This is a genomic window from Deferrisoma sp. (genome assembly GCF_054681715.1).
In genome coordinates, this window is the sequence record NZ_BAAHFQ010000013.1 from 13,638 (window position 1) to 32,485 (window position 18,848).

Consider the following 18,848-nt stretch of genomic DNA (forward strand, 5'->3'; position numbering starts at 1 on the left):
CGTTGGTCGTTGGTCGTCGGTCGTCGGTCGTCGGCCAGGTGGTGGGCCGCCACGGCCCGGATCAAGGGACCGAAGACCGCAGGACCGGCGACCGTGGACCGCAGTCACGTGGAACTCCCATGCCCCCGTACGACAGAATCCTGATCGAGTTGGTGCTGCCGGTTCTCGCGCTGTTCGCGGCGGAGCGGTTCCTGGTGTACCGGTTCGTGCGCACGCCGGCCCAGCGCGATTTCGTGCGGCGTAACCGGGTGCTGTGGCCCAACAACATCAGCCGGCTGCGCTACCCGATGGGGTTCGTGACGGTGGCGCTCCTCGAGCTGGGGTGGCCCCGGGCCGCATTCTTGTTTTTCGCGTTCTGGATGATCACCGATCTCACCGACGGCGACATCGCCCGCCGCACCGGCCTCTCGAGCCCCCGGGGCGCCACCATCGACCCCCTGTCGGACAAGCTCATGTACGCCCCGCTCCTCGTCTATTTCGCGTGGAAGGGCGTGTACGATCCGTGGCTCGTGGGGGTGCTCCTGGGGTTCGACCTCCTGGGGCAGGCGTCCCGGCGCTTCCTCAAGGAAAAATCGGCCAATCTCTTCGGGAAGGCCAAGACGTTCCTCATCGTGGTGCTCCTGGCGGTGACCGGGATCGAGTGGATCTACGGGCCCCTGCCGCTCCACCGCACGATCCGGCCGCTCCTGGTCATCTGCACGGCCCTCGCGTTTTGCTCGTGGGCGTTCAAGGTCATTCCCAACTACTGGTACGCGAACATCCTGAGCCTGCTGAATCTGGTCTGCGGCTTGGGGGGCATCTGGGTCGTGGTGACCGGCCGCGACCCGGTGTACGCCTTCGGCCTCGTGTTCCTGGGGCAGTTCCTGGATCTTTTTGACGGGCGCGCCGCGGAGAAGTGGGGGTCCACGCCCCGGGGGGAGATCTTCGACGACGTGGCCGACGGGACGAGTTTCGGGGTCACGGTGGGGCTCATCGTGGCCACGGCGTTCGACCGGTTCTGGCTCGGGGCGGCGCTGGGGTTCGTGCATCTGGCCGCCACCGTGTACCGCCTGATCCGGTTCGTGGTGGAGAAGCGAAAGGCCGGTGTCGCCGGCGGGGTCCACGAGTTCAGCGGGTTACCGAGCCCGGGCGGGGCGCTCCTGGTGGGAAGCGGGTGCCTGCTGGTGCCCGGCGACCTGGCCAAGGCGCTGATCGTGCTCGTGAGCGCGGCCCTCATGGTGTCGAGGGTCCCCTACGCCCACTTCGGCCGGGCCGTGCTCCCCCGGATCCCGCGCATCGCCCGGGTGGCCTTTTTGGCCTTCTTCCTCCTGCTTCTCGCCCAGGGGGTACGCACCGACGAGTACACGGCCCCCCTGTGGATCGCCTTCCTCGCGGCCGTCGCGTACGTGGCCTCGCCCGTGGTCCGCTGGATCTCGGGCACCCCAGCGGGCCAGAAGGCCGCGTGAGCCCGCTCACGAGCCCTCCGAGGCCGATTCCTTGACGGCGTTTGTCTGCTATCGGTACCCTCGGGGCGGTGCTTCGTTTCCCTTCGGAGAACGGCCGCTTCCGGCCGTTTGAGGAGCTACGGATGGCCCGCTCTCGATCGGCGCCCTCGGCTTTGGATCTCGTGGTGGTACTCGGCGCGGTGGCCGTGCTCTATGCCGCCGTGGTGCCGCCGATGGTGCAGGACTGGCGCATCGACGAGAACTACTCCCACGGGTTCCTGGTGCCAGCCGTGAGCCTGTACCTCCTGTGGGACCGCCGGCGGGAGTTGGCCGAGGCCGCCCGGCGGGCGCGGGGCTCCTGGGCCGGGCTCGCGCTGTGCCTCGGAAGCCTCGCCCTCTACGTGCTCGGCCGGGCCGGGGCCGAGCTGTTCCTCCAGCGTTCGAGCCTGGTGTTCCTCCTCATGGGGTCGACGCTGTGGCTTTGGGGCTGGGGCGTGTTCCGCAAGGCCCTTTTTCCGCTGGCGTTCCTCCTCTTCATGGTTCCCCTTCCGTACCTGGTGTACGATTCCGTCGCGTTTCCCCTCAAACTCCTGGCCGCCCGGGTGGCCACGGAGACCCTGTTCTGGCTGGGGGTTCCCGTGTTTCGGGAGGGCAACGTCATCCACCTGGCCTCCCAGACCCTCGAGGTGGCCGACGCCTGCAGCGGGATCCGGAGCCTCGTGAGCCTCCTGGCGCTCAGCGTGGTCTACGCTTACTTTATGGGCCGCGGCGCGTGGCGCCGGGTGCTCCTGGTGTTCTCGGCCGTGCCCATCGCCGTGGCCGCCAACGCGTTCCGGGTGACCGGCACCGGGCTGCTGACCCACTACGTGAGCCCCAAGGCGGCCGAGGGGTTCTTCCACACGTTCTCCGGCTGGCTCGTGTTCGTGGTGGCCTTCGTGCTGCTGTTCGCCACCGGGTGGGTGCTGAACCGCATCGGCCCCCGACCACAGGACGGATGAGGAACCCATGCACCGGAGAACGCTGGTTCTGGTGGCCCTGATCCTGGCTACGGCCGGGTACACCCGGTTCCTGAGCGACGTCGAGGCCGTGCCGCTCCGGCGGCCCCTGGCCAGCGTGCCCCTGGAGATCGGGGCGTGGAAGGGGGTGCCGTCGAGCCTCGAGGAACGGATCGTGCAAGTGGTGGGCGTGGAGGACTACCTCCTGCGCACCTACCGGGCGCCCGACGGGGCCGCGGTGTCGGTGTACGTGGGGTATTACGAGCGACAGGCCGAGGGCGACCAGATCCATTCGCCCCGCCACTGCCTGCCCGGCGCCGGGTGGCGGCCCGTGGAGGCCCGGGTCGTGACCTTCGAGACCCCGGGGGTGAACGGCGGCGCCACCCGGGCGAACCGGGTGGTGATCCAGAAGGGCGATGAGCGCCAGGTGGTGCTGTACTGGTACCAGAGCCGCGGGAGGAACATCACGAACGAGTACTGGGCCAAGGTGTGGCTCGTGGTGGACTCGATCTTCCGCAAGCGAAACGACGGCGCGCTCGTGCGGTTCATCGCCACGGTGCCCAAGGGGGGAGACCCCGACGCCGTGGCCCGTAGGATGGAGGAGTTTGTGCGGGAGTTCCTGCCTCGGCTCCAGGAGGTGTTCCCGGCATGAGCGCTCCGGGGGGCGGCAGCGCTCGCAGGAGCCGGTGAGGACCCAGGGCGGAGGCGATGCGCCGGGGGGCGGGGCAGAGTTTCCGCTTCCCAGCCTCCCAGCTTCCCAGCCGAAAAGGAGTATGGACCATGACCGAGGAGCGTGGGTTCACCGTGCGCGACCGAAGGAAGGTCCGGCCGGACGGGGAAGGGGTCCAGGAGGAGCCCCGGCCCGCCGAGTCCTCGGAGCGGACGCGGCAGACCCCCCTGCCGCCCGTGGACTTCACGGGTTTCGTGGTGGGCCTGGCCCAGATGGCCCTGGTGCATCTGGGTGAGGTGCCCGACCCCGCAACCGGCGGCCTCCAAAAGGACTTGGAGCAGGCTCGGCACACGATCGACATCCTGGACCTCCTGCGGGAGAAGACCCGGGGGAATCTCACGGCGGACGAGGACCGGCTTCTCGAGACGGTGACCGCCGATCTCAAGTGGAAGTTCGTGAGGGCCAACCGTGGGGCGTGACCGCCGCGAGCGCCGTGGGGCGGCCGCGAGGGAAAGGGGGCGGTCATTCGGCGGGTAGCGGCCCTGGTGGGCCTGGTGCTCCTCGTGGCCGGCAGCGCGGCAGCGCTTCCTCCGGGGTGGGAGGACGCCGGCCGGTCCCCGGAGGCCCGTGCGCGGCTTCGGGCCTGGATGGAGCGGCTTCGGGCGGAGCAACTGGCTTCGGACCTGGTGCCGCTCGAGTTGCGGTTTCTGGAGAAGGCCCGGCGGGCGCAGACCGCCGAGGAGGCCCCGGTCTGGGCCGAGTTGGCCGTGCAAGCGGCTCCCGGCGACCCAAGGGCCCGGTGGGTTCTGGCGACCCGCCCGGAGACCGCCTGGGCGGACCGGGTGCGCCACGGCCTGGCGGGCCTGGGCGCGGTCGTCTCGGACCCTTGGGTTTTGGGACAGTTGGCCGCCCGGACGGCCGTGGGGATCGGGCTGGCGGGCTGGGCTGCCCTCACCGCCTTCGTCCTGTGGGGGGTGGTCGCCCGGGGCCGCCTGCTCCTCCACGACTACGCCGACGCGTTCCCGTGGCGGTACCGCCGGTGGACCCCCGGAGGGGTGGGCGTGTTCCTGGCGGGTGCGGCCTGGCTGGCCGGGTTCGGCCCCGGTGCCGCGTTGGGGGCGCTGGCGGCGGCTCTGGTGCCCTACCTGCCCTCCCGGGGACGGATCGTCCTCGCCGTGGCGTTCCTTGCCGCGTTTTCCCTACCGTTGTCCCTCAGGCTGGGGGCGTTCGACCCTCAACTCTCGTCCCAGGCGTGGCACCGCTACCTGGTCCGGACGGGGGCCAAACCGGGGGCGTTCGGGCCCGGGTCCGGCGCCGATCCGGTGGTGCGGTACGCTCTCGCCCAGCGCCGCGGGGACTGGGGCGAGGCGAAGCGGGTGGCGGAAGAGGCCCTGGCCCGGGGGGACAACCCCGCGTTTTGGCGCGTGGCCCTGGGAAACGCCGCCTATCTCGGGAGGCGGTACCAGGAGGCCGAGGCCCACTACGAGGCGGCGGCCACCCTCCGTCCGGACGATCCAGTGGCCTGGTACAACCTCCACCTGGCTCGGCTGGCGCGGCTCGAGTTGCGGGGTGCCGACGAGGCGCTCCAGAAAGCCCGGTCCGTGGACGCTTCCGCCGTGGAACGCTTTGAGACCCGGCAGCAGCCGGGACGGGGTGACGGCGTGCCCGCCGCGGTGCCGGTGCCGCCGGGGTGGATCTGGGGACCGCTTCTTCGCCCCGCCCCCGTGCCCGGATGGGCCGGGCCGGTGGTGGGCTGGTTCGTGTGGCCCTGGAGGGCGGTGCCGGTCTGGGGGGCTGGCCTTGTGGGGTTCCTCCTGGCCATTGCGGCGGGCCGGTTGGCCCGGGACCGGCGGAGCCGGCTGTGCCCCGGGTGCGGGGTGGTGATCTGCCCTCGGTGCGGCTACCGGGTGAAGGGAACCGATCTTTGCGCCGCCTGCTGGTCCCTCGATCGGGCCGAGGCTCCCGACCCGGCCGAGGCCGAGCGGATCCGGGATCGTCGGCACCGGTGGCGGCGAAGGCTGGAAGTGGGAACCCGGATCGGAAACGCGCTCCTTCCCGGGTGGGGCAGATTCCTCGCACGCGGGGGAGGAAGAGCCGCGGCCGCCGGGGTGCTGTGGGTCGGCGCGGTGGGGGCCCTGGGAACGGCCTGGGTCCCGGTGCCGCTCTGGCCCTGGTGGACCGAGCCCCGGGCGTGGTGGGCCGCCGCCGGGTTGCTGGCGTTTCTTCACGCGTGGTCGCTCTTGCGGGCCCTGGGCCGGAGGGGGACGGGATGAGCCTCCGCGGAAACCTGGAGACCTTCAACCTTTCCGAACTGCTGCAACTCGTTTCCCACCAGGGAAAGACGGGAACCCTCGAGATCGAAACCGCCGACGGCGTCGCGCGGTTGCGTTTTCGAGAGGGGCGCCTCGTGGAGGCGTGGCCCGACCGGCGGAGCCCGGCGGAGTTGATCGGGGCCCGGTTGGTGCGGGCCGGCCTCATCACCCCGGCCCAGCTCGGGCTCGCCCTCGAGCGCCAGCGCCAAAGCCTTCGCCGGCTCGGGGACATCCTGGTCTCCATGGGGGTGCTCCGGCTCGGAGAGTTCCGGGAGGTGCTGGGCCTTCAGCACCGGGAAACGGTGTACGGGCTTCTCGCCCTCAAACGCGGCGAGTTCCGGTTCCGGGAGGAACCGGTGGAGGTGGAGGAGGGGGTCAGCGAGTTGATCGACGTGGGGGAGCTCCTCATGGAGGGGTTCCGCCAGGTCGACGAATGGCCCCGGGTAAGAAAGGTCCTGCCGTCGGACCGGATCGTGCTGTCCCGGAAGGCCGGCAGTCCCCTTCCGGAAGACGTGGACGCGGCCGCCCTCAAGGTGCTCGCCCTGGTGGACGGGGTGGCCACGGTTCGGGAGGTGGTGGACCGGGCGCGGCTCGGGGAGTTCCGGGGGATGCAGGCCCTCGCGGAACTGCTGGAACGCGGCGTCGTTCAACCCGCGGGCACGGGGAAGGCGGTCGCCCCTGCGCCGGCCCGGCGAAGGGGCCGCCTGCCCCTCGACCTAGTGCTCGGCGTGCTTTTGGCCGCGGCGGGCCTGGCCACCGCATGGACCGCCGGGCCCCGGGGGGTGAACGGCCTGCGGGCCGCCTGGGCCGAGCGGAACCGGGTCGCGGACGACTGGCGGGCGAGAATCGCCGCCCACGCGCAACCCGGGGATGGGGCCCGTGCCCCGGCCGGACGGGGGGAGGGCCGGCGGTGATCGTGGTGGCCGAGAACCTCACCGTGGCCCATCCGGAGGTGGCCCGGGCCGTGGCCCGCCGCGACCCCGAACCCCTGCAACGGCTGGCGCGGGCCGCGGTCGAGGCGGGGGCGGCCTACCTCGACGTGAACCTGGGCCGGTCGGCCACCCGGGACGATGTGGCCTTCGTGGTGGGGAGCCTGGAGGGCGTGTGGGCCGGAGGCTTGGTGGCCGACGCGGCGCGGCCCGAGCCCATGGCCTGGCTGGCGGAGCGATGGGAGGGGCCCGTCGTTCTGAACGGTTACTCCGCCGACCCGGGGCGGGACGGGATCCCGGAACTGGCGGCGCGCCTCGGGGCCGAGTTGGTGGTGTTCTGCATGGGCTCGGGGGTGCCGCGGGAGGCCGACGAGCGCCTGGCGTTGGCCGCCGAGCTCGTGGGCCGGTGCCAGGAGGCCGGGGTTCCCCTCCAGCGGATCTGGATCGACCCGGTGCTCGTGCCCCTGGGGTGGCAGGACGGGCAGGCCTACAACGCGGCGCTCCTCGAGGTTCTCCGGAGATTGCCCGAGGTGTTCGGGGAGCCGGTGGCCACGATCGTCGGGCTCTCCAACCTGACCACGGGCGCCGCGGGGGGGCGGGGCACCGGATGGCTCCAGGGGGTGTTCCTGGCCGCGGCGGCGGGGGCGGGGCTCACCCACGTGATGCTCGACGCGACCCGTCCCGACCTTCGGCGGGTGGTTGCCGCCCTCGAGGTGTTCGAAAACCGAAGGCTGTACGCCCCCGAGGAGTTTCGGGCACCCGGCCCGGGCGGCGGGTGACCCGGAGGTTTCCGGGGCGCGCCCGCCCCCGGGCGAGGTGAATCCCGGCTCCCATGTCAGGAGCCAGAGGACAGACGACAGAGGACGGGGGTTCCCTGACATCTGTCCTCTGAAGTCTGGTCCCTGACACGGCAGCCGCTCTTTCGGCGCGGAACACGCGTCTTTGCGAGAGTCGGGGGGGCTTGCCGCCAAACGGACCAGCAGCCCAGCGCGAAGCACCAGGAAAGGACCAACCCATGGCCGACCTTGTCACCCTCCGCTACGCCAACGTGCTCGCCGAACGCATCGGACCCCAAGGGCTTGCGCCCGGGGAGATCGAGGCCGCGTTCCCCGAGGCCGCCCGGGCCCACGAGCGCCTGGGGGCCCGCCGGCGCTCGGGGGAGATGGGGTTCTACGACCTCCCCCTCGATCGGCCCGGGTTGCGGGAGAGCCTGGAGCTCGCCGGCCGGTTCCGGGGCGCGTACCAGAACCTGCTGGTGCTGGGCATCGGCGGAAGCGCCCTGGGCACCCTGGCCGTGCACCGGGCCCTCGGTTCGGCGCTCCACAACCACCTGCCGCCGGAGCGGCGGGGCGGCATGCGGCTGTTCGTGTGCGACAACGTGGACCCCGAGACCATCGCGGACCTCCTGGACTGGCTCGACCCCCGGGAGACCGCGGTGAATGTGATCTCGAAGTCGGGCGGCACCGCCGAGACCCTGGCCCAGTTCCTGGCGGTCCATGCGTGGCTCGCGGGGGCCGTGGGCTCCGAGGGCGCGCGCGACCGCCTCGTCGTCACCACCGACCCGGAAAAGGGGTTCCTCCGGCAGTACGCCCGGCGGGAGGGGGTGGCCGCCCTGGACGTGCCGCCCAACGTGGGCGGCAGGTTCTCGGTCTTGACCCCCGTGGGGCTTTTTCCCCTGGCCTGCGCGGGCGTGGACGTGGAGGGGCTCCTCGACGGCGCGGCCGCGGCCGAGCCCGTGGCCACCCGGCCCGACCCCTGGGACAACCCGGCCTACCTGTTCGGGCTGGTGCACGCGCTTTTCTACCGCCGGGGCCGACCGGTGCACGTGATGATGCCCTACAGCGACGCGCTGCGGGACGTGGCCGACTGGTTCCGGCAGCTCTGGGCCGAAAGCCTGGGCAAGCGGCTATCCACCGACGGCCGGGAGGTGTTCGTGGGGCCGACGCCGGTGAAGGCCCTGGGCACCACCGACCAGCACAGCCAGGTGCAGCTCTACATGGAGGGGCCCCACGACAAGGTGGTCACCTTTCTCGAGGTGGGCGAGGGCAGACGCAATCTGGGGTGCCCGCCGCTTCCCCAGGGGGCCGACGAGGTGGCGTACCTGGCCGGGCGCTCCCTCGGGGAGCTCCTGCGGGCCGAGAAGCGGGCCACCGAGGCGGCGCTCGCCGAAAACGGCCGCCCCAACCTCACGTTCTTCCTGCCCCGGGTGGACCCGGGCACCCTGGGGCAGATCCTCTATCTGCTCGAGGTGGCCACGGTGTTCACCGGGGAGGTCCTGGGGGTGAACCCGCTTGACCAGCCCGGGGTGGAGCTCGGCAAGCGCCTCACCTTCGCCCTCATGGGCCGGCCGGGCTACGCGGAGATGGCCGAGACGGCCCAGCGGCTGGCCGCCCCCGCCGACCGATGGGTCTGCCCCCGGCCGTGACCCGCTGGGCCTCGGTGGACCTCGGCTCCAACACCTTCCGGCTCCTCCTGGCCGAGGAGACGGCCCCCGGTGAGCTTCGGCCCGGCCCCCTTCGCCAGCGGGTGGTCCGCCTGGCCGAGGGGCTTCGGCCGGGGGGGACGTTCCGGCCCGAGGCCCGGGCCCGGGCCGAGCGGCTCCTGGAAGTGTTTCGGGCCGAGATGGACGCCTACGGAGCCCTGTACCGCGTGGGCGCCTTGGCCGCCGCGGGCCGAAACGCGGCCGACGGGCCGGCGTTTGCGAGGCGGGCCGGGGAGATCCTGGGCGGGCCGGTGCGGATCGTGTCGGGCGAGGAGGAGGCGCGGCTGTCCCTTCGGGGCGCGCTGGGGCTCCTGGAACCGCCCCCTCCCGCCGGGCTGTTTCTCGACATCGGGGGCGGCTCGACCGAGGTCGCGGCCTGGGAGGGCGGCGGCCGGCCGGTGGCCGCGGCGAGCCTTCCCGTGGGGGTGGTGTCGCTCTGGGAGGCCGGGGCGTGGTCGGACCCCCCGGCGCCCCGGGAGCGGGCCACCTTGACCCGGCGCGCCGCCGGGGCGTGGGACGGCCTGCCGGACCGGCTCGCGGACCCGCGGTGGACCCGGGAGCTCGGCGCCGGTCGGGCCGAGGTGGTGGCCACGGCCGGCACCCCGCTTACCGTGGCGGCCGAGGCGTTCGGCCTTGCGATCCGGGACACCCGGGCCCTGTCGGGCCGGTGGGTGCCGCGGGAGGCGTTGGCCCAGGTGGCCGAGCGGTTTTGGGCCATGACCCGGGCCGAGCGGGCGGCGCTCCCGAGCGTGGAACCGGGCCGGGAGGACGTGATCCTGCCCGGCCTTTCGCTCCTCGAGACCTTCCTCGACCGGTACGGCGCGGCGGGGTTCCGGGTGAGCGACGGGGGGCTCCTGGAGGGGATCCTCCTGGAGGCCGTCGAACGGGAACGGGGCAGGGCCCGGCTGGTTTCGGGGCCGGCGGGTGGGGGACAATAGCCGAGTCCAGCCTCCAGGGTGGGGCCGCCGTACCAGGGGCCAGAAGACGGAGGACAGAAGACAGGGGGTCTCTGAGGTCTGCCCTCTGAATTCTGATCCCTGACGCGGAAACGGCTCCCACGGGTAGGGATGGGCGTCACGCTGGAATCATAAGAGATTTTCGCATGTTAGCATCCTAGCCTTCCAGCCTCCTAGCGGGAAGGTACTCGGAAGGACCGCCATGAAGAATCGCGCTACTGGACCGGGGTGGATGTGGGCCGTGGGGATCGCGCTCGGGGGCCTCCTGTTCGCGGGGGTGCTCTGGGCCCGGCCCCCCGAGGTGGCCCCCGAGGAGCGGGACGAGCTTTACCAGCGGCTCCGGGTGCTGGCCGAGGCCATGGACGTGGTGCAGCGAAACTACGTGGAGCCGGTCAAGCCCGAGGATCTCGTGTACGGGGCCGTGGAGGGCATCGTGGCCCGGCTCGACCCCCACTCCTCGTTCATGACCCCCGACATGTTCCAGGAGATGCAGGTGGAAACCGAGGGGGCGTTCGGGGGCCTCGGGATCGAGATCACGGTGAAGGACGGCCGGCTCACGGTGGTGAGCCCCATCGAGGACACCCCGGCCGCGGCCGCCGGCATCCAGGCGGGCGACGTGATCGTGATGATCGAGGGTGAGCCCACCGAGGGCATGGACCTCATGGAGGCGGTGCGCCGGATGCGCGGTCCCAAGGGCACCCGCATCACGATCCACATCCTGCGGGAGGGGTGGGACAAACCCAAGGCGTTCACCCTGACCCGGGACATCATCCGGATCAAAAGCGTCAAGGCCCGGCGGGTGGACGGGGTGGGGGTGGTGCGGATCACCCAGTTCCAGCAGGCGACCCACCGGGAGGTGGCGGAGGCCCTCGAGGGGCTCCGGGACGACCCGAGTCTCTACGGGTTGGTCCTCGACCTGCGCAACAACCCCGGCGGCCTCCTGGACCAGGCCGTGAAGGTCGCCGATCTCTTCCTGACGGGGGGAACCGTGGTTTCGACGAAGGGCCGCGACCCGGAGCAGGAGGTGGTCTACACGGCCCGGGACGACGGCACCGAGCCCAAACTCCCCCTCGTGGTCCTGGTGAACGGGGGCACGGCATCGGCCTCCGAGATCGTGGCCGGCGCGCTCCAGGATCACAGGCGGGGGCTGATCCTGGGCGAGCGCACCTTCGGGAAGGGGAGCGTGCAGACCATCCTTCCGCTCTCGGACGGCTCGGGTCTTCGGATCACGACGGCGCTGTACTACACCCCGTCGGGCCGCACCATCCAGGCCCGGGGCATCGAGCCCGACGTGAAGGTGGCCGCGGGCCCCGGGGATCCGGAGGAAGTGCCGGAAGACCGGATCCACGGCCGGATGCGCGAGGAGGACCTCAAGGGGCACTTCGAGCCGGGCCAAGAAGAGGGCGAGAGGCCCCCGAAACCCGAAGCCGAGGAACCGGGCGGCGCCGGTGAGGGCTCCGATCTGAGCCAAGACCGCCAGTTGCAGCGGGCCGTCCAGATCCTCCAGGCCCTGCGGGTGTTCGGGGGCATGGGCCAGGCCTCCTCGGCCCCGGCGGACGCCGGCCGTGGCCCGTAACCGGAAGCGCCGGGGCGGAAGAACGGGCCGGCGCGGCCTCGGGTGGGTCGCGGCCTGGCTGGCCTGTCTGGCCCTCGTGGGGGGCGCCTACCTCCTGGGCCGCCAGCACCGGACGAAGCCCGCGCCGGTGGGGGTGGAGGCACCGGGCGGGGCCCTCCGGAGGGCACTGGGGCCCCTCGACGGGACCCCCGCCGAACTCCGGGTGGCCGACGCGGACCAGGCAGAGGCGCTCCTGGCCGAGGTCCGCGAGGCGGCCCGGGCGGACGGGGTGGCCCTGGGCCCCGTGCGCCGGGAGGCGGACCGGATCCGGTTCGACCTGGACCTCCCGTCGGGCCGGCTGCCGGTCACGATCCGCTGGCGGCGGCCGCCCGAAGCCGGGCCGCGCCTTGCCGTGGTGATCGACGACCTGGGGGGGAGTCTGGACCGGGCCCGGGCGTTTCTCGATCTGCCGATCCCCGTGACCCCGGCGATCCTCCCCTACCTGGAGCACAGCGCCGACGTGGCGCGGTTGGCCCGGGAGCGCGGGCGGGTGGCCCTTCTCCACCTCCCCATGGAGCCCGAGGGCTATCCGGAGCGGGCCGACCCCGGGCCCCACGCGCTCCTCGTGGGGCTTTCCGAGGACGAGGTGCGCGCCCGGGTCCGGAGAGCCCTGGCCGACGTGCCGGGCGTCTCCGGGGTCAACAACCACATGGGCAGCCGGTTTACGCAACGCGCGCAAGAGATGGCCTGGGTGGCCGACGAGCTCCGGCGGTCCGGGCTCTTTTTCCTGGACAGCGTCACCACGGCCCGGACCGTGGCCTACGACGAGGCGGTGCGGGCCGGGGTTCCGGCGCTCCGGCGGGACGTGTTCCTCGACAACGAGCAGACCCCCGAGGCGGTGGGCCGGCAGCTCGAACGGGCCGTCGAGCGGGCCCTTCGCACGGGCCAGGCCGTGGCCATCGGCCATCCCCACCGGGTGACCCTGGACACCCTGCGCGAGTGGGCCCCCCGGATCCGGGAGGCGGGCGTGCGGGTGGTGCCATTGGACGAGCTCCTGGCCGCCCAGCCGGGGGGATGATCAGGCTTCCGCTTCGAGATCCTTCTCCCCGAACACCTCGGCCTCGAACACGTGCACCTCGGCGCCGTGCCGCCACGCCCCCGGGGGGAGGCCGGCCTTGAGGCAGGTGTGGTCCAGAAACGTCTCCCGGTCCCAGCCCTGCTCCACGGCCACCTGGGGCAGGAGCACCCCCCGGTGGAGGCCGTGCACGATGTAGACGCCGTGGCGGCCCACCTCCACCTCCTCGGGCCGGGCCCGGCGCATGGGGGAGAGCACGCTGATCTCGAGGTCGATCCGGCCGAACTCCTCGGGCCGGAGGGGCGGGAAGCGCGGATCCTCGAAGGCCGCGGCCCGGGCCATCTCGGCCACATTCAGGTAGAGCGGCCGGTCGGCCTGGAACGTGCCGATGCACCCCCGGAGCGCCCCGGCCTCGTGGAGGGTGACGAACGCCCCGGCCGGCCGGGCGAGCTCGGGGAGGGTGGGGGCTTGGGGGACGTACCTTCGGCCCCGGAGCCCCTGCCGGATGGATTCACGCGCGATGGCAAGGAGTTCACGACGGGCTTCGGGGGAAAGGGCCATGGGATGCCTCCTTACGTGTGCCGGGAAGGGGAGTCGACGGACGCGGGCGCCGGTGCCGCCTCCCGATTCACTCTTGGGCGCGGGCCGCGGCTTGTCAAGGCGCGTTGACCCCCTTGCGGGGCCTCCCTATAATCCGGGCCCCATCCGCGCCGCGGAGGAACCCATCCCTGAAGGAGGGCGTTTGATGCTTTCGATCCGCACCATCCGCGAACAGGCCGACCGCGTCCGGCGGGCCCTCGAGGCCCGGGGCGCCGATGTGGACCTCGACCGGATCCTGGCCCTGGACGCCCGGCGCCGGGAGGTTCTCCAGGAGCTGGAGGCCCTTCGGAGCCGGCGCAACGCGGCCTCGAAGGAGGTTGGCCGGATCAAGCGGGAGGGCGGCGACGCCACGGGCCTCATGGAAGAGGTGCGGCAGGTCGGGGAGCGGATCAAGGCGCTCGAGGCCGAGCTGCGGGAGGTGGAGCCCGAGATCGACGGGCTGCTCCTTCGGGTGCCCAACATCCCCCACGAGTCGGTGCCGGTGGGCCGGAGCGAGGAGGACAACCCGGTGGTGCGCACCTGGGGCGAGCCGCCGGCGTTCGATTTCGAGCCGCTGCCCCACTGGGAGATCGGGGAGCGGCTCGGCATCCTCGACTTCGAGCGGGCGGCCAAGATCACCGGCGCCCGGTTCGTGGTGCTGCGGGGGCTCGGCTCCCGGCTCGAGCGGGCGCTCATCCAGTTCATGCTCGACCTGCACACGGGCGAGCACGGCTACACCGAGGTCTGGCCCCCGTTCATGGTGAACGCCAAGGCCATGACCGGCACCGGCCAGCTCCCGAAGTTCGAAGAGGACCTCTTCCATCTGACGAACACCGACTACTACCTCGTGCCCACGGCCGAGGTGCCGGTCACGAACCTCCACGCCGACGAGATCCTCGACGAGGAGGCCCTGCCGGTCTGCTACACGGCCTACACCCCCTGTTTCCGGGCCGAGGCCGGCGCCTACGGCAAGGACACCCGGGGCATGATCCGCCAGCACCAGTTCGACAAGGTGGAGCTCGTGAAGTTCGCCCACCCCGACCGGTCGTACGAGGAGCTGGAAACCCTGACCCAAAACGCCGAGGAGGTGCTCCGGCGGCTGGGGCTCCCGTACCGGGTGGTGACCCTGTGCACCGGGGACCTGGGGTTCTCGGCCGCCAAGACCTACGACCTCGAGGTGTGGCTCCCGGGCCAGGGCCGGTACCGGGAGATCAGCTCCTGCTCCAACTTCGAGGACTTCCAGGCCCGCCGGGCCAACATCCGGTTCCGGCCCAAGGGGGGGAAGGGCACCGAGCTTGTGCACACCCTGAACGGCTCGGGTCTCGCCGTGGGCCGGACCCTGGTGGCGATCCTCGAGAACTACCAGCGCGAGGACGGCAGCGTCGTCGTGCCGGAGGCCCTGCGGCCGTACATGGGGGGCGTGGAGGTGATCGAGTAGAAGCCAGAAAGCGGAGGGGTGGCCGAGCGGTTTAAGGCACCGGTCTTGAAAACCGGCGGGGCGCAAGCCCCCGTGGGTTCGAATCCCACCCCCTCCGCCAGCTCAGAGATCGGGCGGAAGCATTCCGGTGAGACGTGACGGCCGACCTTGCGGGGTCGGCTGATTTGTTTCCTCCCCCCTACCACCCCTCCCAGATCCGGTCCCGGAGCCCGGAGGTGCGTTCGGCCCGGGATTCGACGGCGGCCCGTAACACGGCGGGCCGGCCCCACACCTCCGCGTGGCTTCGCGCCCGGGTGAGCCCGGTGTAGACGAGCTCCCGGGTCACCACCGGGCTCGGCCGGTCGGGGAGCACCAGGAGCACCCGGTCGAACTCCGAGCCCTGGGATTTGTGCACCGTCATGGCGTAGAGGGTTTCGCAGGGGGGCACCCGCACCGGCGGCAGGGTGCGCCAGCCGCCTTCGGGGGTGGGGAAGAGCACCTGGAGCGTGCCGGTGTTCGCATCGGCGTAGCACAGGCCCACGTCCCCGTTGTAGAGCCGAAGCGCCGGGTCGTTTCGGGTGACGAGCACGGGCCGGCCGGGATACCACCCGCCGTGGGAGGGCACGCGTCCCTCGCGGGCCAGGATCCCCTCGACCACCCGGTTCACCGTGGTGACCCCGTAGGGGCCTGCGCGAAGGGCGCAGAGGATCCGGAACCGCTCCAGCCGACGGTAGGCCTCCTCGGGCCGGCCCTCGGCCAGGGCCTCGAACACGGGCACGATGCCGGCGCGGACCACGGGTTCCAGCGCCCCGGGGAGTTCGGTGGGTGCCGGAAGATCCTTCCAGGACACCTCGCCCCCCGCCGCCTGGCGCAGGAGTTCCAGCGCCTCGCCGCTTCGGCCCGCGTTGACCGCCCGGGTGGCCCGGCCGATGCCGCTCTCCTCGCCGAAGCGGTAGTTGCGGCGGAGCACCACGAGTCCCCTCGCCGGCGGCGGCTCGTCCCGGACCCAGGGGTCGAGGGGAAACCCGGCCAGGGGGGCCAGGTCGCGGGTGTGGTCGGCCGGGACCCCGTGTTCGGCGCCGGTGTCGCACAGGTCGCCCAGCACCGAACCCGCCTCCACCGACGCCAGTTGGTCCCGGTCGCCCACGATCACGAGCCGGGCCCCCGGCTTCACGGCCGAGGTGAGCCGGGCCATGAGGGAGAGGTCCACCATGGACACCTCGTCCACCACGACGAGGTCGTGGGGCAGGGGATTGTCGGGGCCGAACCGGCCGCGGCTCCGGCCCGGCACGACGCCGAGGAGCCGGTGAAGGGTCGAGGCCTCACCGGGGATGCGATCGCGCACCTCGTCGGGTACGGGAAGGGCCCCCGGGGCTTCCCGGGCCTGGCGCACGGCCTCCTGGAGCCGCGCGGCCGCCTTGCCCGTGGGGGCGGCGATGGCCGCCCGGAGCCGTTCGTGGCCGGGGTGGGCGAGCAGGAGCGCGAGGAGCTGCACCACGGTGTGGGTCTTTCCGGTGCCGGGGCCGCCGGACACGAGGGTCAGGGGCCGCAGGAGCGCGGTGGCCGCCGCGAGCCGCTGGAAATCCGGCTCACCGCCCTCGGGCGGGAACAACCGGTCCAGGTCGGCCCGGGCCCGGTCGGGGTCGTGGGGGAGGTTCGGCGCGGCGGCCCGGTCTCGCACCCACCGGGCCACGCCGTCCTCGTAGGCGAAGTACCGGTGGAGGTAGAGGCGCCCCGCGTCGTCCAGGACCAGGGGTTTGACGTCGCCGGGCCGCCCCACGGCGGGGCTTTGGGCGAGCGCCCCGGCCCACCCGGGGTCGGGCCGGAACGGGGGCGGGAGCTCTCCGAGCACCCGTTCCGGCCGGCCCAGGGGCAGGCACACGTGGCCCTCGGTCACGGCCCGGCTCGCCAGGGCGGCCGCCAGGGCCACCTCGGCGCGGCCGTCCCCCGACAGCCGGACGATCGTCCGGGCGAGCTCGGCGTCGAGGGCCCCCACCACGCCCTGGGCTTCCAGCGCTTCGAGCAAGGTCTCCACGGTCATTCTCCCCCTCGGTCGTGGGACTCGCCGCCGGCCGCGGCCTCAGCCCGGGATCGCGCCGAGGGCCGCCTCGAGGTCGGCCCAGAGGTCTTCGACGTCCTCGAGCCCCACGGAAAGCCGCAGGAGCCCCGGGCCGATCCCGAGCGCCCGGCGGTGGTCGGGGGGCATGGCCGCGTGGGACATGGCCCAGGGGTAGGAGAGGATGGACTCCACGCCCCCCAGGCTCACGGCCACGGCCGGGATGCGAACGGCCCGCAGGAGCGCCAGCGCCCGCTCCCCGGTCCCGAGATCGAAGCTCAACACCGCTCCCGGCCCCGTGGCCTGGCGGGCGTGCACCTCGGCGCCGGGGTGGTCGGGGAGCCCGGGGTAGTACACGCGCTCCACCGCCGGATGGGCCGCAAGCCGGCGGGCGAGTTCCGCGGCCGCGGCCTCCTCGGCGTCCAGGCGGGCCTTCAAGGTCTTGATCCCCCGGACCAGAAGCCAGGCGTCGTGGGGCGAGAGCACCCCGCCCAGGGCGTTTTGGAGGTAGCCCACCTGTTGGGCGAGGTCGGCGTCCGCCACCACGGCCACCCCGGCGACGAGGTCGCTGTGGCCCCCGAGGAACTTCGTGGCGCTGTGGACCACGATGTCGGCGCCCAGCGCGAGGGGCCGCTGGCGCAGCGGGGTCATGAAGGTGTTGTCCACCACCGTGAGGATTCCCCGTTCCCGGGCGATGGCCGCGCAGGCCCCGAGGTCGGTCACCCGGAGGAGCGGGTTCGAGGGGGTCTCCAACCAGAGCATCCGGGTGTTGGAGCGAAGCCCCCGGGCGACGGCCTCGGGATCGGTGGTGTCCACGAACGAGGCCTCGATGCCGAACCGGGAGAACACCCCGGTGAGCGCCCGGTAGGTGCCGCCGTAGAGGTCCCGGGCCGCGAGCACGTGGTCGCCCTGGTTGAGGAGGGCGAGCACGGTCGTCGTGGCGGCCATGCCCGAGGCGAAGGCGAACCCCGCCGTGCCGCCCTCGAGATCCGCCACCAGGCTCTCGGCCGCGTGGCGTGTGGGATTGCCGGACCGGCTGTAGTCCCAGGGGCCGGGGTGTTCGGGGTCGGGCTGGTGAAACGTGCTGGCCATCACGATGGGCGTTCCGAGCGCCCCGGTGGCCGGGTCCACCTCCCTGCGGCCGCCCACGCAGCGCGTGGCGGGGGAAACGCGTCGTCCTTGCGTCATGGCTTTCCTCGGGTTGCGGGTTGGGCGGTTCGAGTCCCCCCGGATCGGCGGGGCGGGCGTCAGCCCCCCAGGGCCTGGGCGAGGTCGGCGATGAGGTCCTCGGGGTGCTCGAGGCCCACGGAGAGCCGCACGAGATCGTCGGTGACGCCCAGGCGTTCCCTCACCTCGGGCGGCACGTCGCAGTGGGTCCGCCGGCTCGGCACGGTGACCAGGGTCTCCACCCCGCCCAGGCTCTCGGCGAAGGTGGCCACCCGCAGCCGCTCGAGGAACGGGCCGACCCGCTCGGCCGCGGCGAGCCGGAAGCTCACCATGGCCCCGAACCCGGCCGCCTGCCGGGCGAGCACCGCCCGGCCCGGATGGTCCGGGAGGCCGGGGTAGTATACCCGGGTGACCGCGGGGTGTCCCAGGAGAAACCGCGCCACCTCCCCGGCGGTGCGGCACTGGCGTTCGAGCCGCACCCCGAGGGTCTTGAGGCTTCGCACCAGGAGCCACGAGGAGAAGGGGTCGAGCACGCCCCCGGTGGTGTTTTGGAGAAACGCGAGCTGCTCGGCCAGGTTGGGGTCCCGGGCCACCAGGACCCCGGCCAGGAGGTCGTTGTGGCCCCCGAGGTACTTGGTGGCGCTGTGGACCACGATGTCGGCCCCGAGTTCGAGGGGGCGCTGGAGGTAGGGGGTGAGGAAGGTCGAGTCCACGACGAGCCAGGCCCCGTGGTCGTGGGCGAGGCGGGCCAGCGTTTCCACGTCCACCACCTTGAGCAGCGGGTTCGTCGGGTTCTCCGCCACGACGGCCCGGGTGCCGGGCCGAAGGGCCCGCTCCACCCGGCCCGGGTCGGTGACATCGGCGTAGGTCACCTCGAGGCCGTACGCCCGGAACACCTGCTCGAACAGGCGGTAGGTGCCGCCGTACAGATCGTCGGAGGCCACCAGGTGGTCCCCCGGCCGGAACAGAAGACACAGGGTGGTGAGCGCCGCCATCCCGGACCCGAACGCACAGGCCCCCGCCCCGCCCTCCAGCCGGGCCACGGCGTCCTCCAACACCTTGCGGGTGGGGTTGGCCGTGCGGGAGTAGTCAAACCCGGTGGTGCGGCCGAGTCCCGGGTGGGCGAAGGTGCTCGACGGGTGGATGGGGGCGCTGACGGCCCCGGTGGCCGGGTCGGCCCCGAGCCCGGCCCGCACCAGCAGCGTGTCGATCCGCATGGGACCTCCTCGGG

At 72.7% G+C, this 18,848-nt stretch carries 16 protein-coding genes and 1 tRNA gene; 13 read left to right on the forward strand and 4 right to left on the reverse strand.

What is annotated here, in order from left to right; genetic code table 11:
- Window positions 1–119: 119 nt before the first annotated feature.
- The 11 genes from ACY0I8_RS03620 (at window position 120) to ACY0I8_RS03670 (ending at window position 12,401) form a co-directional block, all read left to right on the forward strand.
- On the forward strand, window positions 120–1,445 hold the full coding sequence (locus ACY0I8_RS03620) for a CDP-alcohol phosphatidyltransferase family protein (RefSeq protein WP_461393623.1): 1,326 nt from the start codon (window positions 120–122) through the stop codon (window positions 1,443–1,445).
- Window positions 1,446–1,567: 122 nt separating this feature from the next.
- A complete protein-coding gene (xrtA, locus tag ACY0I8_RS03625; protein WP_459941573.1) occupies window positions 1,568–2,422 on the forward strand; it encodes an exosortase/archaeosortase family protein in 855 nt (284 codons plus the stop codon).
- 7 nt (window positions 2,423–2,429) lie between these two features.
- A complete protein-coding gene (locus ACY0I8_RS03630) occupies window positions 2,430–3,071 on the forward strand; it encodes an EpsI family protein (protein WP_459941574.1) in 642 nt (213 codons plus the stop codon).
- Between the two features lie 128 nt (window positions 3,072–3,199).
- The gene (locus ACY0I8_RS03635; protein WP_459941575.1) at window positions 3,200–3,568 is read left to right on the forward strand and encodes a DUF1844 domain-containing protein; all 369 of its coding nucleotides are present in this window, start codon (window positions 3,200–3,202) and stop codon (window positions 3,566–3,568) included.
- 66 nt (window positions 3,569–3,634) lie between these two features.
- Window positions 3,635–5,362 carry a hypothetical protein gene (locus tag ACY0I8_RS03640; protein ID WP_459941576.1) on the forward strand — a complete coding sequence of 576 codons (1,728 nt, stop codon included), beginning with the start codon at window positions 3,635–3,637 and terminating at the stop codon, window positions 5,360–5,362.
- Window positions 5,359–6,315, forward strand: coding sequence for a DUF4388 domain-containing protein (locus ACY0I8_RS03645; protein WP_459941577.1), 957 nt, complete (start codon window positions 5,359–5,361; stop codon window positions 6,313–6,315). Before ACY0I8_RS03640 ends, ACY0I8_RS03645 begins: the two co-directional genes overlap by 4 nt.
- Complete coding sequence (locus ACY0I8_RS03650) at window positions 6,312–7,109, forward strand: pterin-binding domain-containing protein (RefSeq protein WP_459941578.1); 798 nt, start codon at window positions 6,312–6,314, stop codon at window positions 7,107–7,109. The genes ACY0I8_RS03645 and ACY0I8_RS03650 overlap by 4 nt, the downstream gene beginning before the upstream one ends.
- A 236-nt stretch (window positions 7,110–7,345) precedes the next feature.
- Window positions 7,346–8,755 carry a glucose-6-phosphate isomerase gene (locus tag ACY0I8_RS03655; RefSeq protein ID WP_459941579.1) on the forward strand — a complete coding sequence of 470 codons (1,410 nt, stop codon included), beginning with the start codon at window positions 7,346–7,348 and terminating at the stop codon, window positions 8,753–8,755.
- The gene (locus ACY0I8_RS03660) at window positions 8,734–9,750 is read left to right on the forward strand and encodes a Ppx/GppA phosphatase family protein (RefSeq protein WP_459941580.1); all 1,017 of its coding nucleotides are present in this window, start codon (window positions 8,734–8,736) and stop codon (window positions 9,748–9,750) included. Before ACY0I8_RS03655 ends, ACY0I8_RS03660 begins: the two co-directional genes overlap by 22 nt.
- Window positions 9,751–9,970: 220 nt before the next feature.
- Window positions 9,971–11,344, forward strand: coding sequence for a S41 family peptidase (locus tag ACY0I8_RS03665; RefSeq protein ID WP_459941581.1), 1,374 nt, complete (start codon window positions 9,971–9,973; stop codon window positions 11,342–11,344).
- Window positions 11,334–12,401: a divergent polysaccharide deacetylase family protein gene (locus ACY0I8_RS03670; RefSeq protein WP_459941582.1), complete on the forward strand. Its 1,068-nt coding sequence runs from the start codon at window positions 11,334–11,336 to the stop codon at window positions 12,399–12,401. The genes ACY0I8_RS03665 and ACY0I8_RS03670 overlap by 11 nt, the downstream gene beginning before the upstream one ends.
- On the opposite strand, the gene amrA is transcribed toward ACY0I8_RS03670, so the two are convergent.
- Entirely contained in the window at window positions 12,402–12,959 is a 558-nt protein-coding gene (gene amrA / locus ACY0I8_RS03675; RefSeq protein ID WP_459941583.1) for an AmmeMemoRadiSam system protein A, read from the reverse strand.
- 184 nt (window positions 12,960–13,143) lie between these two features.
- Here amrA and serS point away from each other — a divergent pair, with 184 nt between their 5' ends.
- Together serS and ACY0I8_RS03685 are read left to right on the forward strand one after the other, a co-directional pair.
- Window positions 13,144–14,415 (forward strand): serine--tRNA ligase, encoded by a 1,272-nt coding sequence (gene serS, locus ACY0I8_RS03680; protein WP_459941584.1) that lies wholly within the window; start codon window positions 13,144–13,146, stop codon window positions 14,413–14,415.
- Between the two features lie 12 nt (window positions 14,416–14,427).
- Window positions 14,428–14,515: transfer RNA gene (locus ACY0I8_RS03685), tRNA-Ser, on the forward strand.
- 78 nt (window positions 14,516–14,593) lie between these two features.
- Here the strand turns inward: ACY0I8_RS03685 and recD are convergent.
- The 3 genes from recD to ACY0I8_RS03700 are packed head-to-tail and all read right to left on the reverse strand — an operon-like array spanning window position 14,594 to window position 18,834.
- Window positions 14,594–16,435 (reverse strand): exodeoxyribonuclease V subunit alpha, encoded by a 1,842-nt coding sequence (gene recD / locus ACY0I8_RS03690; protein ID WP_461393624.1) that lies wholly within the window; start codon window positions 16,433–16,435, stop codon window positions 14,594–14,596.
- Window positions 16,436–16,474: 39 nt separating this feature from the next.
- A complete protein-coding gene (locus ACY0I8_RS03695; protein WP_461393625.1) occupies window positions 16,475–17,638 on the reverse strand; it encodes a trans-sulfuration enzyme family protein in 1,164 nt (387 codons plus the stop codon).
- 59 nt (window positions 17,639–17,697) lie between these two features.
- Window positions 17,698–18,834: a trans-sulfuration enzyme family protein gene (locus ACY0I8_RS03700; protein WP_461393626.1), complete on the reverse strand. Its 1,137-nt coding sequence runs from the start codon at window positions 18,832–18,834 to the stop codon at window positions 17,698–17,700.
- Between the last annotated feature and the right edge of the window lie 14 nt (window positions 18,835–18,848).

Excerpts from the sequence above, each read along its gene's own strand:
- ACY0I8_RS03645 (WP_459941577.1), top strand. The coding sequence starts at position 5,359 with ATGAGCCTCCGCGGAAACCTGGAGACCTTCAACCTTTCCGAACTGCTG.
- ACY0I8_RS03665 (WP_459941581.1), top strand. The coding sequence starts at position 9,971 with ATGAAGAATCGCGCTACTGGACCGGGGTGGATGTGGGCCGTGGGGATC.
- ACY0I8_RS03655 (WP_459941579.1), top strand. The coding sequence starts at position 7,346 with ATGGCCGACCTTGTCACCCTCCGCTACGCCAACGTGCTCGCCGAACGC.
- ACY0I8_RS03660 (WP_459941580.1), top strand. The coding sequence starts at position 8,734 with ATGGGTCTGCCCCCGGCCGTGACCCGCTGGGCCTCGGTGGACCTCGGC.
- ACY0I8_RS03700 (WP_461393626.1), bottom strand. The coding sequence starts at position 18,834 with ATGCGGATCGACACGCTGCTGGTGCGGGCCGGGCTCGGGGCCGACCCG.
- xrtA (WP_459941573.1), top strand. The coding sequence starts at position 1,568 with ATGGCCCGCTCTCGATCGGCGCCCTCGGCTTTGGATCTCGTGGTGGTA.
- ACY0I8_RS03695 (WP_461393625.1), bottom strand. The coding sequence starts at position 17,638 with ATGACGCAAGGACGACGCGTTTCCCCCGCCACGCGCTGCGTGGGCGGC.
- ACY0I8_RS03630 (WP_459941574.1), top strand. The coding sequence starts at position 2,430 with ATGCACCGGAGAACGCTGGTTCTGGTGGCCCTGATCCTGGCTACGGCC.
- ACY0I8_RS03635 (WP_459941575.1), top strand. The coding sequence starts at position 3,200 with ATGACCGAGGAGCGTGGGTTCACCGTGCGCGACCGAAGGAAGGTCCGG.
- ACY0I8_RS03620 (WP_461393623.1), top strand. The coding sequence starts at position 120 with ATGCCCCCGTACGACAGAATCCTGATCGAGTTGGTGCTGCCGGTTCTC.
- recD (WP_461393624.1), bottom strand. The coding sequence starts at position 16,435 with ATGACCGTGGAGACCTTGCTCGAAGCGCTGGAAGCCCAGGGCGTGGTG.
- amrA (WP_459941583.1), bottom strand. The coding sequence starts at position 12,959 with ATGGCCCTTTCCCCCGAAGCCCGTCGTGAACTCCTTGCCATCGCGCGT.
- serS (WP_459941584.1), top strand. The coding sequence starts at position 13,144 with ATGCTTTCGATCCGCACCATCCGCGAACAGGCCGACCGCGTCCGGCGG.